An 18,652-nucleotide genomic window follows, 5' to 3' on the forward strand; every position below is an offset into this window, starting at 1 on the left:
ACTGTAATAGACCAATTGTCGCAATTGAATTCAAGGTATTCGATGTTGTTTTGTTATTTCTATATTTAAAAAAGACATATAAAATATCTAATTGTTTAAAAAAAATAAATATTATGATCTAATAATTAAAATAAAACAATTTATTTGAAATTATTCCGATAACGTTCTCGCTATTTTATTTAATAAACTACTTTCTAATTCAATTAAAATTATGGATATAGAGATTAATTATACTTTAGGTATTTAAATTATTATTCACCTTCATCCAATCATATTATGGAAAACACATTTACCAAAAAGTTGATCCCCTTACTGTTTGTAATGACCATAATGATTACAGCAGGATTGAGAGCCCAAAATTCTAGAGAAATTTCAGGAAATGTTACCAATGGCGAAGGAATTACTATGCCAGGAGTGACAATTCTGGAAAAAGGAACTACCAATGGTACCGTCACAGATGTAGATGGGAATTATTCATTTATAGTAAGCGAAAATGCAGTGACCCTGGTCTTTTCATTTGTAGGGATGGAAACCAAGGAAATCATAATTGGCAACCAAAGCAAAATCAACGTTTCCCTGGATGGGGACACGGCTGATTTGGAAGAAGTAGTCGTCGTAGGCTATGGTGAGCAAAGAAAAGCAACTTTAACTGGTGCGATTGCCAGTACAGATGAAAAAATGCTCAAAAAATCCCCGGTAACAAGTCTTTCCAATTCATTATCGGGGCTGTTACCTGGCCTGACTACCTTAAATCGATCAGGAGAGCCAGGTCAAAACAATGCCCAAATTTTTATAAGAGGCCGCAGTACTACAGGCAATACAAGTCCTTTGATAGTGATTGATGGCGTGCCTGATGAAACAGGTGCCTGGCAAAGAATAAATCAAAATGACATTGAACAGGTTTCCATTTTAAAAGATGCCTCGGCATCTATATATGGTGCCCGTGCTGCCAATGGAGTGATTTTGATCACCACAAAGCGAGGATCCGTCGGAAAACCGGTTTTCAGTTATACTTTTAATCAGGGAATTACCCAACCAACCAGACTTCCAGAAATGGCCAATTCATGGGAATTTGCAGATTATGTGAACCAATATCGGACTACGATACAGAATTTACCTGCCCTGTATTCCGATCAGGAAATACAGACCATGAGGGATGGTACTGATCCGCTAAACTATCCCAATACTGATTGGGTGGGCACTATTTTTAAGAAATTCACTCCTCAAAGTATGAATAACCTAAATGTCCGGGGAGGTACAGAAAAGGCAAGGTACTCCATGTCAGGTTCTTATATTGACGAAAACAGCATTGTTAAAAATGGATCTCATGAAAGCAATGCATTTACTTTGCGGACAAATGTAGATGTTGATATCACAGATAATTTCCGTTTTGGCTTGGATTTAAACGGGGAAATGGACAATAGAAAAAGACCAGTTTTGGGTGGCTTCGGTACCGAAGGAAGCCCTTTGATTCCCGCATTTTATCCCAATGGACTGCCAGCTTCTCTTCCGGGCGATGCAGGTGAAAATCCAGCCATTAATCTTGCTGGCGAAGGGGGGTACTTTTCAGATAATATTTACAGGACTTTCGTAAAGCCCTCCTTTAATTTAAACATTCCCCAAGTTGAGGGATTGAGTTTGGATGGTTATGTTTCTTATAGACAGGAGTATACCGAGGGCAAACGATGGAGAGACACCTGGCTGGTTTATAATTATGATGCAGCAAACGATGAGTTCTTGGAGAAACAAGGAGGTCAGGTTAGTCAGCCAGACTTACAGGAAGTATTCAATAAGCAAAAGGATTATTTGATGCATTTTAAAATTAAATATTCAAAAGCATTCGGAGATCATCTATTGGAAACTTTTGCGGCATTTGAACAGGCTGAAGGAGAATTCAGAACCATGACTGCCTATAGAAGGGGGTTTATATCTTCTTCCATAGAGGAATTGTTTGCAGGTAGTGGAGAAAATATGGTGGCTGATGGGACCAGAAGACAATGGGGACGACAAAATGTTTTCGGAAGAATCAATTATAATTATGAAGAAAAATACCTTTTTGAAACCAATTTGAGGTACGATGGTTCGTATGCCTTTCCACAAAGTGGAAGGTGGGGATTTTTCCCAGGATTTTCTGCAGGATGGAGGATTTCTGAAGAGGATTTTCTTAAGAGTTCCCCCAACGTGGATAATTTAAAATTGAGGGCGTCTTATGGGCAAATGGGGAATGACCAGATCAATCCATTCCAGTTTATGTCTATGTATAATCTCAACCCAATAGGGACTCATTTTGGAGGTGGAACTCAGGCCGTTTTATACCCAGGAGTGGCACCTAATGAGGCCATTACTTGGGAAGTGTCGGAGAATGCTAACGTAGGTCTTGATGCCACCTTGTGGCGTGGAGGTTTAGACCTAAGCTTGGATTTCTTCAAACAAAGAAGATCCAATATCCTAACTGCCAGGAGTACGGAAGTTCCCATTTATACAGGACTTGTGCTACCGGACGAAAATATTGGCATCATCGAGAATCAAGGTTTTGAAGTAAGTCTAACTCATGGAAATAATGTTTCCCCTTCAAATGGCTTTTCCTATACTCTGTCAGGAAATATGGGCTATGCAAAAAACACCATCGTAGATATCAGTGAACCCCAGGATATGCCCAGTTATCAGAAAGCGGAAGGTAACATGATAGGCACCCAATTGCTCTATGAGTCCATTGGGATCTTTAGAACCCAGGAAGAGGTAGATTCCAATCCGATTATGGCCAATACTCAGGTGGGCGATTTACAATACAGAGATGTTAATGAAGATGGAACCATTAACGCAGCGGATAGGGTAAGACAAAACAAAGGTGTGATTCCGGAAATAACTTTTGGGTTCAATACAAGCCTTGCTTATAAGAGGTTTTCCTTATTTGCTAATTTTGCGGGGCAAGCAAGGGCTTGGACCTATTTTCACAAGCATGCCAGAACTACTCAAAATAGTTTGAGGGAATTGTTGCTAAATCGATATACTCCGGGAAGTATGGATTCCAAATATCCTATTCTGCCTCAGGAAGACGGAGCTGGTGAAGGAGAGGTCAGTGGCATGCCAAGTACATTTTGGCTTCAGAATGCTTCATTCCTTCGGCTAAAAACATTACAGGTTGATTATTCAGTGCCAGAAGAGTTACTGAGTAAGTTCAAATTGAGTAGCCTTATGCTATTTGTGAATGGAAGTAACCTTTTTACACTATCGGACATTAAATGGTTTGATCCTGAAGGTACTCCAGAAGCCAGTTCCCATGCAGGGTTCAGTTACTCTACGGGTAATTTTTACCCACAAACAAGGGTTTTCAATATTGGACTGAATGTTACTTTTTAAATCTTCTTTGTATTTCTAAATAGAAAAGTTATGAAAAACACTATCCTACCCAGCATTTACAATAGATTAAGAAAGACCATAAATTTATTAAGTCTTGTTTCTGTCGTTATTCTCAGTGCTTGTGCAGAAGTACTGGAAAAAACACCCATAGACAGCTATTCTGATGCAGCTGTTTGGGACGATGCCGCTTTGATCCAGGCTTTTGCAAATGCCGCTTATAAAGACATTCCTTTTGGTTTTCAAAACGTGAATGGTTGGCGATTTATGCCTTATGCAAACATGACCGACGAGGCCAATTCTAGAAACTCTGCCTCCAATATTCAAATTATAATAAATGGCAACGCCTCTTCATCCTATTTAGGCCCAATGGATGTCTGGACTGGGCCCGATGACTGGACCTATTGGAAACCCATCAACCAGGCCAATATATTTTTGGATAAAATCCAAAATTCTTCCATAAGTGAAGAACTGAAATCAGAATTATCGGCTGAGATGAAGGCGGTAAGGGCTTATGCTTATTTCAAATTCATAAGCCACTATGGCGGAGTACCGTTGATAACTACCCCTTTCAATTTGGGAGATGAATTTAGGGTTGCAAGGAATACCTATGATGAGATAATGGATTTCATTGTGGCTGAATTAGATGAAGCTATTCCGGATTTGCCTCTGGATTATGATGCATCCAATGACGGTAAGGTTACAAAAGGGGCGGCCATGGCCATTAAAGCAAGGGCTTTATTGTATGCTGCTAGTCCATTGAACAATCCAGAAAATAACCAGCAAAAATGGCAGGCAGCAGCAGATGCTTCCAAAGAAATTATTGATTTGGGAATGTATGCATTGCATGATGATTACAAAGCACTATTTACAGTTGATGGCGGATACAATACAGAGGAAATTATATGGGGAAGACCCTTAAACATTAATGTGGACATAGAAGCTAGGGTAGAAAGATTGCTCTATCCCAATGGTTGGTTGGGCTTTGGTCACTCTCATCCTTTGCAGAATCTGGTGGATGATTTTGAAATGGAAAATGGATTGAAAATTGAGGAAGAGGGCTCTGGATACGATCCTCAAGATCCCTATATTAACCGTGATCCCCGCTTTTACAATACCATTTTATACGATGGAGCACCTTTCAAGGAACGGACCATTGAAACATTTACCCCAGGAGGACAGGATTCACCAGATGGCTTTGAGTCGGCTTGGAATGCAAGTGAAACCAGTTATTATATCAGGAAATTTGTAGACGAAGCCCAATGTGGTTGTACCAGCAATGAAGCAGGGAGTAGCTCTCCTACATGGATTTGGTTCAGGTATGGTGAGACTTTATTGAATTATGCCGAAGCGATGTATAGATTGGGAGATGAAGCTACTGCCAAAGAATATGTAAATAAAGTGAGGTCCCGACCAGGGGTGGAAATGCCCTTAATTACAGAAAGTGGAAATGAATTATGGGGGCGAATAATGCAGGAAAGAAGAGTAGAATTGGTTTTTGAAGAGTTTAGGTTTTTTGATGTCCGGCGTTGGAAAACGGCAACAGAGGTTTTAAGCCAAGACAGGATGAGGATGAATGTAACCAGAAATCCTGACACGGGTGAGAAATCCTATTCTGTAGAATTTTTTCAGCCTGCTCAATTTAACGAATGGAACTACCTGGCTCCAATCCCACAGATTGTCATTGATCAAAATTCATTAATTGAACAAAATCCTGGGTATTAGAGGGATTGTGAAATTACCTACTGTCATCCGACTATAGTTTAATTTGGCTAAAATTATTATTAATTTAAAATTTAGGCGGGGGCTGTTTTAAATAAACACCCCCCGCCTTAGTTTAAACATATTGGATACAAAATCAAGGACTTGGCCACTTACAGTGTCTTTATAAATGATCAACCGTGCTCACAAAGGGTTTTTGTAAGGATTAAGTATGATTACCGGATCAGAAACCACACCTCCAATAGCCTACTCACTAATATGGATTGACTCTCTTTCTAGAACTTGATAGTCGGCATTGTCATTGAGGCAGGTAATAAAGTAAGTTCCATTTTCTGACTGTTCATTCCACTTTTGATACTTTACATACCCTTTATCGAATACATAAATCGCCCTTTTTTCACCTTGAAGCTGTCTTCAAGGAAAAGTAGATTCTCGCAAAGAATATTGAGCGAGTAACATTTTGTAACAACTCCATAGAGCTTGAACTTTAATAGCTTCCCTGTAGTCATGGTCTTATAATACCGCTCACTCTGCTGCGGTGATACGCTAGTATCAACTATTTGACGAGGAAGAAAAGAAAGTAGCTGGCAAATTACGGGTTGACAGGTAAGATTTGTATTTTTGGACATGATGTTTTTGGTGTGGTAACTTCAAACATCATATACAATAGCGAGGAGTAAAAACCTCGCTATTGTGTTTTTTCAAGAGTCTAATAAACCCCCCGTGTTTTTGTTGGATGACAGTAATAATTAATAAGAAAAATAAATGAAAAACAAATCAATCTTTCTATTGTTCTTGGTCTTTTTGGTCTCTATCCGGTGTTCGGTTCAAAGACAAGTCGCGTCAAAGGGGAACCAAGTAAACGATGAAAATGCCAAATTACATACTGATTTGCAACATCATGAAGGTGTATTGATCAATAAAAAATTGGACGGTTACAATGGGATATGGTACATGAACCAACCATTAGACAATGAGTATAAATTCAAATATAGTGGTGGTCTAGGTACTTATACTGCCAAACACAATCCAATAGCCATCTATAGTAAAGAGGTGAATAAAACCTTCTTTTGCTATGGAGGTACTGATGGCGTAAATTCCACTTTGTTTCACATGGTTTCCTATTATGATCACGAGACAGGGGAGGTGCCAAAACCTACTTTGGTGATGGATAAAAAGACAATTGATGCCCATGATAACCCAATAATCTCTATAGATAAGGACGGGTACATCTATTTGTTCTCTACCTCACACGGTACCTCAAGACCATCTTATATTCATAAAAGCCTGGAGCCATATAATATTGATGCCTTTGAAGTGGTAAATGCTACCAAGATTAAGGATGGGAAAAAAGCACCTTTGGATAATTTCTCCTATATGCAAACCTGGAACATTCCTGACAAGGGTTTCGTAAGTTTTTTTACACGCTACAATTATCCTGCTGACCGTACCATTTGTTTTATGTCCAGTCCTGATGGGGAAAATTGGTCTGAATGGAAGCGTATCGCTGCCATTAAAAAAGGGCATTACCAAATAAGTGCTGTAGGAGATGGATTAGTGGGTTCCGCTTTTAACTTCCATCCAGATTCTGAGGAGAAAAATGGGTTAAATTGGAGAACCAACCTTTATTACGTAGAATCTCCTGATTTGGGTGAAACATGGAGGGCTGCAGATGGCACCTCTCTTGACTTACCGCTGACGACAATTGAAAATGCTGCGCTGATTCATGATTATTACGATGAAGACCTCAATGTTTACATGAAGGATATTACCTATGATAAGGACAACAGACCCGTAATTCTATACATTACCTCTAAGGGATTTGAAGCGGGACCTCAGAATGGACCAAGAACCTGGAGAACTGCCCGGTGGGACGGTGTACAATGGGAAATTAACGATGTCACCACTTCTGATAATAATTACGATATGGGTTCTCTTTTTATAGAAGAAAGTGGCAATTGGCTGATAATTGCACCCACGGAAGTAGGACCACAACCATACAATCCTGGAGGTGAAATAGCATTATGGCAAAGCAATAACCAAGGAAAAACATGGAATATGGTGAAGCAGATGACCATGGATAGTCCTTATAACCACACCTATGCAAGAAGACCTGTGAATGCTCATCCTGATTTTTATGCCATTTGGGCTGATGGACACGGTAGACAATCTTCTGAATCACGCTTGTATATTAGTGATAAGGAGGGAAATGTATCCATGCTACCTCAAGTAATGAAAGGTAAAAAGATGAAATTGGATAAATAAATGCAATGGGGTTTAGTATCCTGTTTTAAAACAAAATAAAATCGCCAACCCTTCTTAAGTCAAACGACTGATGAAAGGTTGGCGATTTTTTATGATTTGTTTATAAAGACGAATAGATTATCAATATTAATTGACCTCAGAATTCAAGCCAACTAGGTAAGAGGTAAGGTTTGAAATATCTGTCTCCGTTAATTCTAAACCAGAAGGTTTAGGCATGATGCTGGTTGCAAATCTTTTTCTCGAAGCAATATCACTGGCTTGAATATTGTAAACTTCATTTTGCAAGCCTTCCAATACCACAATTGGTCCATCTGCTTGAAGGAAACCAGATGCCACTGTACCATCCTTTAAAGTGATCAACCACATTTCATAGCCAAAAGCCACACCGGCACTGGGATTGGTGATGGCATCAAGTAAGCCATTTTGGTCTAGTTTTGCTCCAATCATACTTAAGTTAGGCCCAAGGTTTCGACCTTCTTCACCAACTTGATGACAGGTTGCACATTTGCCCATAAAAACCTGTTTTCCTTTGGCAGCATCTCCTTCTATAGCGCTAACATCGGACAATGCCATTGCGCTGGATTCTGTAGGGTTTGTAAAGTAATCTCCAGCCAACACTCGGATGGCTTGTTCTGGATTTTGGAAGATTACAGGACTAATTTCTTTGATTAATTCTTCAGAAAGGGCTTCATTTTCTGCCAGACCAAGCAACATAAAACCTCCGGTTTTATCCTTGGCCATGGCTTTGGCAGCGCTGATTTTATCTGCTTTTGAGCTGTTCTTGCTTTCCAATGTGCCTTTAAATGCCAGCATCTCCTTCTGGATTTCCGGACTGATGTTGGCTTTTAGCTCAGGGATATCTATGGCAAACTCGTTCCAATCATTGTTTCTTCTGTACCTCAGCCACCACAAAGCTTGGTCTTTAACTCCTGCGATTTCGCTGGCTGCAATTTCTTGCATAGCATTAACGGCCCCTTGGTCATTGATAAATCCAAGGGCCGTTACAGCTTTCTTTCGCTGCGCATCTGTTAACTGTTGGGATATGGCCCTGTCTTTTAATCCGTTAATGGCTTGCTTTGGGTGCAAACGCCAAGTAAGGTCTTCAAATCCTGCGTTCCAGTCAAGTGGTTCTGCTCCCAATTCCTGACTAAGGACAGTATAGATTTCTTCTTCTTTTCCATCCATGGCCAATCCAAGGGCTTCTACATAAAAACGATCCTCGCCTTTGTGCTGGGATGCCAATTCTATTAAGATATCTTTCACCTCATTCATAGGCATGTCCCGCAGGGCCACAGCGACCTCACGACGTACCGCTGCAGACGGGTCAGTACTTAATTTATCAGCATAAGGTAAAATACTTGTTTTAACCTGCCTCAATGCCCTGAAAGCGGTTAATCGCAAATTAGGATTGTCAGCTTCCAATTGGTCTTCTACAGCTTGTACGCCTTTAGTACCCATATTGGACAACAGCCAGATGGCTCTTGCCTGATGATAAGGGTTTTTATCCTTCAGTACCTCTTTCACTTCGTCGACGGCATTATCGCCTTGTTTTGCCAGTAATGCAAAGCCCGAATTACGTATATTGACAGCAGGATTTATCAATGCTGCAATTTGTCCCTGAGTAGTGGACAGGTCGATGGTGGGTTTAGGTAAATTCTTTCCCTTAGGGGTAATTCTGTAAATTCTTCCATATCCAGTGCTATCGATCATTCGATGGCCTCCGACCATACCGTCGTACCAATCAGCAACATAGATGGCACCATCTGTTCCTACTAACACATCACTCGGGCGAAACCATTTTGTTTTGTCCTCATCCGTGGCCCTGCTTTTTGCATCCTCAACATCCTCTTCTTTTAACGAGGTGATTAAATTATGGCGGTTCATGGTAAAGCCAGCTCCTGATGGTTCTGGTTTGTATGCCAGTATCACATTTCTTCCTGCTTCACTTGCGAGGAGTGTTCCCTGGTATTTCTCTCCTATCAAATCACTCTCGTAGAAAGTGATGCCTGTAGGAGATCCTGAACCGGTATTGTCTCCAAATGGGATTACACCAGGATCATCCTGATGCCAATGCGCCATAGGAATAGATTGGTCCGGTCGTCTATCGGCCTGCCATTTTCTGGAGCCATCTGTATTGAAATAGCCCATATTACCGCCTTCCATTAGCCAGGAAACTCTGACGCCTTTATTGCCATCGTCATCATTGTCATTTTGCCACATATTCCCGTAAGAGTCCAGTGCCAATTCGTAGGAGTTCCTAAAGTTATGGCCCAAAACCTTTAAGCCTGTACCATCAGGGTTGATGCTCATGGCAATTCCTCCAACCCATACTTTTCCATCATCACTGACCATTCCCGGCTCATTGTCTATCATATGGGGAGAACCTCCATTGTACAAACTTCCAGAACGCAAGGTCCAGCCACTTTTGTCTGTTACTATGTGTGGCCCAGCATTTCCTGCATTAAAATAATATTTTCCATCTGGTCCTGCCACCATGGCGTGCAATCCATGGTCATGGTCAAATCCGCCAAAACCTGTCAAAAATACTTCCTTATTATCAGGCTTGTCGTCTCCGTCCTCGTCTGTATATATGATGACGGAAGGACCACTTGAAACGATCACCTTGTTTCCGATCACTGATATGCCAAGAGGAGCAGTCAAATCCTTGTCCTGTACAAAAACCTTGGAGCTTTCTGCCACTCCATCACCGTCTTTGTCCTCCAGTATCATTACCCGATCACCTTCTTCATGATGTTTAAATAGGTTTGGGTCATTCCGAAACATTCGGTAATTTAGCGCTTCAGTTACCCAAATTCGGCCCTGAGCATCCACATCCATGTTGGTAGGATTGAAAAATTCAGGTGATTCAGCCCAAAGCGTTGCCTCCAAATCATCGGGTAAAAATAGCTGGGTGCTTTCTGAGAAATATTTTTCATTTAGTGAAAATGGCTCTTCCTGTACCTCTTCTTTACATGCCATTGTAAAAAAAGTGAGGCTGAGAATTGTCATACCAAAAAGTCTTTTTCTTAAAATGACATGAGGTAGCTTTAACAATATTTTTTGCATTTCAATTTAAAATTATGGGTTATTTTGTTACTCCTATTGAGGTATTCCTTTGATTTTGTGATGTCTTACAGAAGACACTAAAAGTATAAAAAAAAGTTATCAATCGAAAGTTTTGCTAAGCTTCATAAAACATATTTTAATTTTTGTTCACTGATTAAAATCGATTGAAAATGGAATCCTTTAATTGTTTTAGGGATAGCTTAGCCCGTTAACTGCTTAACCTCAGTCGAAGCTAAGGCTTTCTAATAGGCTAATTCTATTATTTCCCAAGAAGATCACCACGCAATTACATAGAATGGAATTGCCTGTTTTGCAATAAATTTTTCTCTGTATTAATTAAGTTGATTAAAAGAAAAGCGCTTTTTAAAAATCGCAAGGTATTTAATTTCAATTATCTTTTATATTATTAAAAGAAAGCACTGAATAACGCTAAAAAAACCAGTTTAAATTTTAATTAATTGAAATAAATGGTTAATATTCTAACTACCCAATTATTGTATCAACATTATGACTAAAAGAAGAGATTTTATTAAAAAAGCGGCTTTAGGTTCCGCTGGAATAGCTGTAGGAGGTATTGCGTTCAGTGCTAAAAGTTATGGCGCTATAATAGGTTCAAATGAGCGTGTAAACCTTGCTCAAATTGGCATCAGAAATCAAGGTGCGGTACACATCAACAACTATTGTAATATTAAGAATAGCCATAATGTTGTTTTGAAAGTGCTTTGCGATACAGATGAAAATCTTTTCGATGCCAAATCAAAAATCGTAAGTGATAAAACTGGTGTAAAACCCGAATTGGAATGGGATTTAAGAAGAGTGCTGGACAATACGGAAATAGATGCAGTGTCCATAGCAACGCCAAATCATTGGCATGCCTTGGCTTCAATTTGGGCTTGCCAGGCAGGTAAGCACGTTTACGTTGAGAAACCAGCTTCACATAATATATGGGAAGGAAGAAAAATGATTCAGGCAGCCCAGAAAAGTGGGTTGACGGTGCAGGTAGGATTAACAAACCGTGCTTTCAATAATGTCAGAGATGCGATGCAATTTTTACATGAGGGTGGAATAGGAAAGCTTTATATGGCAAGAGCCCTTACTTATAAATTCCGAAATTCTTATGGTACAGCAGAAAATGGTACTCCTCCTGCAGGTTTTCATTACAACCAATGGTTAGGTCCAGCAGGTTATCGTCCTTACAATGAGAAGAGAAGTCACTACAACTGGCATTGGTACTGGGATACTGGAAATGGTGACTCAGGTAATACTGGAACCCATCAATTGGATATTGCCCGTTGGGGACTTCAGAAAAATGAACACCCAGAAACCATTTACTCTATGGGAGGAATTTATGGCTTCAAACAGGATGATTGCCAAACTGAAAACTGTACCCCAGGCACCATGGTTTATGGTGATGTAAACACTTATGGGCATGACAAGTCAGGTCAGGAAACCCCGAATATACAATCTGGCTTATTTAAATATGCCGATGGGACCATGCTTGAATATGAGGCCCGTGGAAGGTATACCAACCATGAAGGGAGTGATGGCAAAGAAGTAGGTAATTTGTTTTATGGTGAAGATGGCTGGTTAGAAATTAGCGGCACTACCTGGAGGGCTTTTCATCACCGCGATACAAAACCTTTTGCAAGTTCCGAAGAGGGCGGAGCGGAACAAAAAGCAACGCTCTTTTCTAATTTTATCGAAACAATTCGTTCAGGTGACCATTCCATGCTTCAATGTAATATGCGAGATGGCTTTTACTCTTCCGCCTTACCTTTATTGGCCAATATTTCCTACCGTGTCAAACGGGAACTGAAGTTTATGGGGGATTATGAGAAATTCGCCAATGATCCTGAAGCGGACACCCTGCTTTCAAGGGTTTATAGAGAGCCTTTTGCTGTTCCAGATCAAATTTAAATGTCATTATTAAGGCTTATGACTATTTCAAAGTCATAAGCGATAATCCACTATACTGGTTTAATGACAATGGATATAGGTTTGCAATCCTAATTATACTATTGAATTCGAGCCTCTTGTTTTGTTTTTTTATCGCTGAAATTCCTTACATTTCCTAAAACATTAACCATGAAACTTTTCCAATGTGGCCATTGCCGGCAGCTGACATTTTTTGAAAATACCCATTGTAGCCATTGTCAGTCCTCATTGGGTTTTGATCCAATTAGTTTGGACCTGCTAGCTCTTGAAGCATCCAATGGCTATTTTGTCACAAAAAATGAAGCTAAAGTTGCCTTTCGCTTTTGCGAAAACAATAAGCTGGACGCCTGCAACTGGTTGATACCCCAAGCGTCCACCGAAAAATACTGTAAGGCCTGTTCCCTCAATCGGGTTATACCGGATTTGGTGAACCCTGCTTATAGGAAAAGGTGGATAAAAATCGAACAAGCTAAACACAGATTGGTCTATGCCTTATTGCGTTGGAACCTTCCCTTTTTTCCCTGGGATGAATCCTCCGGAAAGGGGCTTGGCTTTGAGTTCAAGGCCAGTCAACAACAGGAAAAGGTATTGACAGGCCATGCTTCCGGTATTATTACCATGAACATTGCCGAGGCTGACGATGTAGAACGGGCCATGGCCAGAAAACAAATGGACGAAGTTTACAGGACCGTTTTGGGACATTTCAGGCATGAAATCGGACATTATTATTGGGAGGTTTTGATTGCAGAATCGGATTGGCTTGAAAAATTCCGGTCTGTTTTTGGAGACGAAAGGAAGTCTTACTCCGATGCGCTGGAATTACATTACAGTAATGGGGCTCCCGACAACTGGCAGGAGAACTTTATTTCTTCTTATGCCACTGCACACCCGTGGGAAGATTGGGCAGAGTCCTGGGCACATTACCTGCACATGGTGGATACGCTGGAGACTGCTTACGCTTTTGGTTTGAGTATAAATCCCAAACTAACAGGGATTCAGGATATTGTTTCCACTCAATTTTCGGAAGATGCCTACGGTTATGTTGATTTTTCAGTGCTCCTCAATCAATGGACATCCTTGTCTTTAGCCTTAAATAGCCTGAATAGGAGTATGGGTCTTCCGGACACCTATCCTTTTGTCATTTCATCATCAGTTAGCAAAAAACTGGCATTTATTCATGAACTTATCCATAGTAAAATTGAAGGGACAAAATAAATGATAGGGCTAGTTTTATTATTTAGGAAAAGTGTCAAGGCCCTATTATTTTACCTATTGCCTATTTCGAATGTAATTTTGCAAAAGTATTATTTGACTTTTTGATTTACCTGAAGTAGATATTTTGGAGGAGTATTTCCCATTTAAGCAAAGTGATAAATTCAAGTCGCATCTGAATCAATGTCATTTACTTCAAAAATAATGCATCTGGTATCTAATCTGTCATTTAAAATTTTACGCCGTATAAGAGGAAATTTGAGTTCAATAAGGAGTAATGCTGACCAAATTTCCGGATAAAAATTAATAATTGGATAGGATAAGATAAATGGTAGCATTTCCTTTGAAATAGATAAGAAAGACCTTAAAGTATAAAATGATACAACAATAAACATTAACCATGAGATACCTTAAAATATTCGTTATAGGCCTTATTTTTTTTGGGCTTAGTTATGAAAAAGGATTTACCCAAGAAAATTATTCTTTTGAGACTCTTGGGAAGTTAAAAACTTATTCTGCCAGTGAAATAGAATCTTCCAGGTGGTCCATAGGAGGTGAAACCTTGGATCGGGATTATGCAGATTACCATGCGTATAAAGAATACCTTGGGCCATCGGGAGCCAAGCGTATTCGTCTACAAGGCGGATGGGCAAAATCTGAGCAGGTGAAAGGGGTTTACGATTTTGAATGGTTGGATAAAATAATTGATGATGCTTTGTACCAAGATGTTCAACCTTGGCTACAGGTTTCCTATGGTAATCCCATTTATCCAGGTGGTGGAGAGGCAGCTTTGGCCGGAGGTATTCCGACCTCAGAAGAGGCATTGAAAGCTTGGGACCAGTGGGTAGAATCCATGGTAATTCGGTACAAGGACAAAGTCAAGGAATGGGAAATTTGGAATGAGCCGGATATCAGTAAAAAAATGTCAGCCGAGGAGTTTGCTGCTTTTCATGTTCGTACTGGAGATATCATAAAAAGAATCCAACCTGATGCCAAAATCATTGCGCTGGGACTTGCAGGCTTGAGTAGGACGGAATATGTAAAGTCTATTCTGGATATTTTAAAGTCTAAAGATAAATTGGATCAATTTGATGTGCTTTCTTTCCATGGCTATAATTCTGTGCCGGAGAGATCCTATTCCGCAGTGGCTAAATTAAGAGAACTTGTGAGCTCCTTTGACCCTGAAATTGAACTTTGGCAAGGAGAAAATGGTGCGCCAAGTACCCCCAAAGGCCAATCTGTTGGGGCGATGACCAAATATGATTGGTCTGAAACTTCACAGGCCAAATGGGTGCTGAGAAGGATGCTTGGGGATATGGGCCACAACGTAGATGTTACGAGTGTATTTCAGATTTCAGACATGCAGTATGCCAAGGGAGACCATTTTGCAGGACTCAATTCTAAAGGTCTTCTGAAAGTGGCCCCGGATGGAAGTATAGAAAGGCCCAAACTATCCTATAAAGCCTTTCAAAATACGGTCAGTGTTTTTTCAGGAGAAATCAGCAAAATAGATAAAGCTGAAGTTCAAAAGGATATTAAAGATTTGATGGTTTTTTCTTACAATAAAAAAGGTAAAAAGGGGACAGCCATTACTGTATGGAAAGGGGGGGAGAAACCTGAAGATCTAATGGATACCGAATTGGTAAACTTTACGATAACACATGCCAAAATAAAAAATCCGGTTTTCCTGAACCTTTTGGATGGAACTGTATATGCCCTTAATGAGGACAATTACACTAAGAATGGTAAAGTTTTATTATTCCAAAATATACCCATTGGTGATTGGCCTATTGTTATTTTGGATAAGGATTGGCTGGAATTAGTTAAGAATTAGTGTGTTTCCCTTTTTTCAATAGAATAACGGTTTTGTTGTTTACGTGATAGCATAGGGATTATTTCACTTTAGATTCATTTGATTTTTTAAAATCATTAGAGGGCCTTTTGGCTTTTTGATTTCCATTGAGGTAGGTGGTTTGGAGTAGTATTTCCCATTGGATCCAAGTAATAAATCCAAATCTCCATCCAAATCAATGTCTCCAATTTCAAAAGTAATCCACCTGGCATCTAATTTTTCTTCTAAAATATGGGCTTTGTAAGCATATAGACCCTCCGGTTGTAGATAAACGAAATCCTGCCTTCCTAGTAAATCAAAATCTGGAAAATAGGCTACCGCAACAATTTCAAGTTTGCCATCCTGGTCAAAATCTGCTGCAGCACATTTGTTGACTCCATTCATAGGGAAAAAATAAACCTGCTTAAAGTTATTTTCTCCATCATTTTCAAATATTCTTAGCCCATGGTAGGATTTGGCTATAGGAGGATAATCTCCATTGTCTCCATTCCCATAAAGAATGTCCAAGTGTCCATCTTGATTGAAATCCACTAAATCTAAAGAAACTGAACCATAAGTAGGAGGAAATCGGAGAACCCTTTCTTCGGTAAATTGACCTTCTCCTTCATTGTAAAAGATGGAAACCCCTTCATCTCCTTGAGCAAAGAGGGCGACAATGTCCTTTTTCCCATCTCCGTTCATGTCCTGAACTTCGGTGTGAATGGCCCCTGAGACATTTTTTAGGGAGGTCTTTTTATAAGGTTGTTCTGGTAGTCCTGTGTTTTCAAATAAAGTTAGGGCTCCAGTATAATAGCCGAATTCTGCTACCAGAATGTCCGTGAGTCCATTGCCATTTATATCTTCAAAAAAAGTTTGAACAGGTCGGTTCAATTGGCTCAAAAATTTCCTAAAGGAGGAATACTGAAGTTCTCCAGGATTTCTGAACAAGGTGATCAAATCTCCAAATTTATTTTTCCCGGGGGAGAGCCTGAGGGAACCAGCCAGTGTGATGGAGAGCTCGTCCTTTCCAAATGCTACATCTGTGGGGGCAGAAGGAAGAGGGATCATCTGAGAAATTCTGTTGTCACTATTTAAAATGGCCAGAGAACCTCGCTCCCCAGAAGCACCACCTACATAGATGCCTTTATGAGTTGGATCTGTTTTTAAAAAGGTAATGTTCTGAAGCTTCCCATTTTCTTCAGGCTCCACCATTTCAAACCCTTCCAAATGGCTAATTTTACTTTCTTCCCATACGGTTTGGTCTAGCACTTCAGGTGCTTCAGCTAAATAAAAGGCTTTTATCTTTTCCCAGTCTACAGCAGCAATGCTGGGTTTCTCAGGAAACATATTGCCTTCCTCAACAGTCTTCTTGTCTATAGCACCTTCTAGGATTTTGCTTCTTGGTACCTCCAGTTCATATATCCCAAATAATCTGCCCATCAGTGGCAATACCGATCGCTCCCATGTATTCTTATCCAGCTCAGAAGGTTTTGGATACAAATGACAGCTTTGGCAATGCTTTTCTGACAGTTCCTTCCCTGAGATGGCATTTTCCGACTCAAGCTTTTGGGTAGATTTCTTTTCCTCTGGACTTCCACAGGAAAATTGGAGTAAAAGGCATAAGGAGAATACTTTTAGCGAATAGGTGCTTTTATTGCTCATGAAAATTCACTTTCCAACCCTTAAATTAAATTGGTTGTTCCACCTTCTTTTAAATCAATGTCCATTCCTCTTTTATTTGTTTTCCAAGCGCCTGAGGTAAAGTCAGGGACTTTCATTGTCTTTCCTTGTTGGGCTACGGATTGCTCGCTCAATGGGGTTACTGCTGTCCACAAGGCTGCATCATACACATCCATTTCCAAAGGCAACCCATTTCTTAAGCAGTCGATCAACCTCCAATCACTGGCCGTTACTCTTTCGTAGGACCTGCTTCCCTTGATTCCCCCTGCTTGAGATACTTTTTCCTGGAAGGTTCTCGTCATCTTTGGCGTATATTTCTCTATAAGTGCTTTGAATTCACTTTCTTCCATATAATCCTCACTAATCGCAATTCTAGGTGGGCGAGCCTCATAGATGCCTTTGGAGCCACTGATCATTTGGAACCTGGAACCAGGTCTAGGCGAGCTGATATCATGTTGTAACATGATTGTTCTCCCTTTAAAAGTACGAATCAAGGTTGTATTCATGTTCCCGCGAAATTTAAGCCCGTTATAAGGTTCGAAATAAGGGTCTTTTTCATCCAGTTCTTTCATTTTAGGCGCCATGGTAAAATCACCACTAGAAATGGAAACCAAATATTCCATTTGATCACCGTAATTGAGGTCCATCATCTGGGCAGCTGGTCCCAAACCATGTTGCGGGTAGAGGTTGCCATTCCTGCCTACGTTTTCCTTTAAGCGCCATGGGCGATAACCAAACCAATTGTCGGCATCTCTTTCCCACCTATCTGGGCCATTTACCCTGTCATGAATATAATTACCCTCTCCGTGAATCAATTCGCCAAAAAAGCCATCTCTAGCCATGTTTAAAACGGTAGCCGCCATTCCGTCGTGACAGGAACCACATCCCATAAAGCAATGCTTTTTTGTCCTTTCTGAAGTTTCCACCACCTGCCAGCATTCCTCAAGCGAAATACCTACTGGCAATTCGGTATAGACATGCTTGTCTCTTTCCATGGCATACACTGCTATAGGAGCGTGGAACTTCCATGGAGTAGCAATGTAAATCAAGTCTATGTCATTGCGGTCACAAAGGGCTTTATATGCTTCTTCTCCATTTGTATAAGTGTCTGGATGATGCCCAAAACCTTCTATTGTTTTAAGGGCTTTATCAATGTTTCCAGGTAGGATATCACATAAAGCTATAATGTCCACGTTTGCTATGCTTGCAAAACGGTTTAATGTTCCTGAACCCCGGCTTCCCACTCCAATCAAACCCATCCGCACCCTGTCCATTTTTGGTGCGGCATAACCATGCATGTTAAAAGATTGCTTGTGTAACTGTTTCTTATGGGTTTCAGCTTGAGACCTGCTGGCGCCTACAACAATGCCAGCACCAGCCATACCGGCAACTTTGATGAATTCTCTACGGTTATTTTTCATTTTTCAAGATCTTTTGTGGTCAAAATAAGTTGTAAAAATTGGAATGCTAAAGAGGGTTCTTTCTGTCAATGAAATTTCTTAGTATGTGGTAATCTCTTTACTATATAGTCATTACCAGATAAATAAAGAAACAATATTCTAAAAATAGTAACGGAAACGTTAT

At 40.1% G+C, this 18,652-nt stretch carries 9 protein-coding genes; 6 read left to right on the forward strand and 3 right to left on the reverse strand.

Annotation, left to right across the window (positions count from 1 at the left end):
• Nucleotides 1-276 precede the first annotated feature (276 nt).
• The 3 genes from AAC073_RS20600 (at nucleotide 277) to AAC073_RS20610 (ending at nucleotide 7,344) form a co-directional block, all read left to right on the forward strand.
• Complete coding sequence (locus tag AAC073_RS20600; RefSeq protein ID WP_339925702.1) at nucleotides 277-3,360, forward strand: TonB-dependent receptor; 3,084 nt, start codon at nucleotides 277-279, stop codon at nucleotides 3,358-3,360.
• A gap of 30 nt (nucleotides 3,361-3,390) precedes the next feature.
• A complete protein-coding gene (locus AAC073_RS20605; protein ID WP_339925703.1) occupies nucleotides 3,391-5,082 on the forward strand; it encodes a RagB/SusD family nutrient uptake outer membrane protein in 1,692 nt (563 codons plus the stop codon).
• Between the two features lie 762 nt (nucleotides 5,083-5,844).
• Nucleotides 5,845-7,344, forward strand: a complete 1,500-nt coding sequence (locus tag AAC073_RS20610) for a BNR-4 repeat-containing protein (protein WP_339925704.1) — start codon at nucleotides 5,845-5,847, stop codon at nucleotides 7,342-7,344.
• Nucleotides 7,345-7,470: 126 nt separating this feature from the next.
• Here the strand turns inward: AAC073_RS20610 and AAC073_RS20615 are convergent, their stop codons facing one another.
• Nucleotides 7,471-10,410: a PVC-type heme-binding CxxCH protein gene (locus AAC073_RS20615; RefSeq protein ID WP_339925705.1), complete on the reverse strand. Its 2,940-nt coding sequence runs from the start codon at nucleotides 10,408-10,410 to the stop codon at nucleotides 7,471-7,473.
• Nucleotides 10,411-10,917: 507 nt separating this feature from the next.
• On the opposite strand from AAC073_RS20615, the gene AAC073_RS20620 reads away from it, so the two are divergent.
• From AAC073_RS20620 to AAC073_RS20630, 3 genes are all read left to right on the forward strand, one after another.
• Nucleotides 10,918-12,327 carry a Gfo/Idh/MocA family oxidoreductase gene (locus tag AAC073_RS20620; RefSeq protein ID WP_339925706.1) on the forward strand — a complete coding sequence of 470 codons (1,410 nt, stop codon included), beginning with the start codon at nucleotides 10,918-10,920 and terminating at the stop codon, nucleotides 12,325-12,327.
• 168 nt (nucleotides 12,328-12,495) lie between these two features.
• Nucleotides 12,496-13,560 (forward strand): putative zinc-binding metallopeptidase, encoded by a 1,065-nt coding sequence (locus tag AAC073_RS20625; protein WP_339925707.1) that lies wholly within the window; start codon nucleotides 12,496-12,498, stop codon nucleotides 13,558-13,560.
• 397 nt (nucleotides 13,561-13,957) lie between these two features.
• On the forward strand, nucleotides 13,958-15,391 hold the full coding sequence (locus AAC073_RS20630) for a hypothetical protein (RefSeq protein ID WP_339925708.1): 1,434 nt from the start codon (nucleotides 13,958-13,960) through the stop codon (nucleotides 15,389-15,391).
• Nucleotides 15,392-15,454: 63 nt separating this feature from the next.
• On the opposite strand, the gene AAC073_RS20635 is transcribed toward AAC073_RS20630, so the two are convergent.
• Nucleotides 15,455-17,050: a VCBS repeat-containing protein gene (locus AAC073_RS20635; RefSeq protein ID WP_339925709.1), complete on the reverse strand. Its 1,596-nt coding sequence runs from the start codon at nucleotides 17,048-17,050 to the stop codon at nucleotides 15,455-15,457.
• A gap of 20 nt (nucleotides 17,051-17,070) precedes the next feature.
• The gene (locus AAC073_RS20640) at nucleotides 17,071-18,489 is read right to left on the reverse strand and encodes a Gfo/Idh/MocA family oxidoreductase (protein ID WP_339925710.1); all 1,419 of its coding nucleotides are present in this window, start codon (nucleotides 18,487-18,489) and stop codon (nucleotides 17,071-17,073) included.
• Nucleotides 18,490-18,652 lie beyond the last annotated feature (163 nt).

This window comes from uncultured Cyclobacterium sp. (assembly GCF_963977555.1).
Classification (GTDB): domain Bacteria; phylum Bacteroidota; class Bacteroidia; order Cytophagales; family Cyclobacteriaceae; genus Cyclobacterium.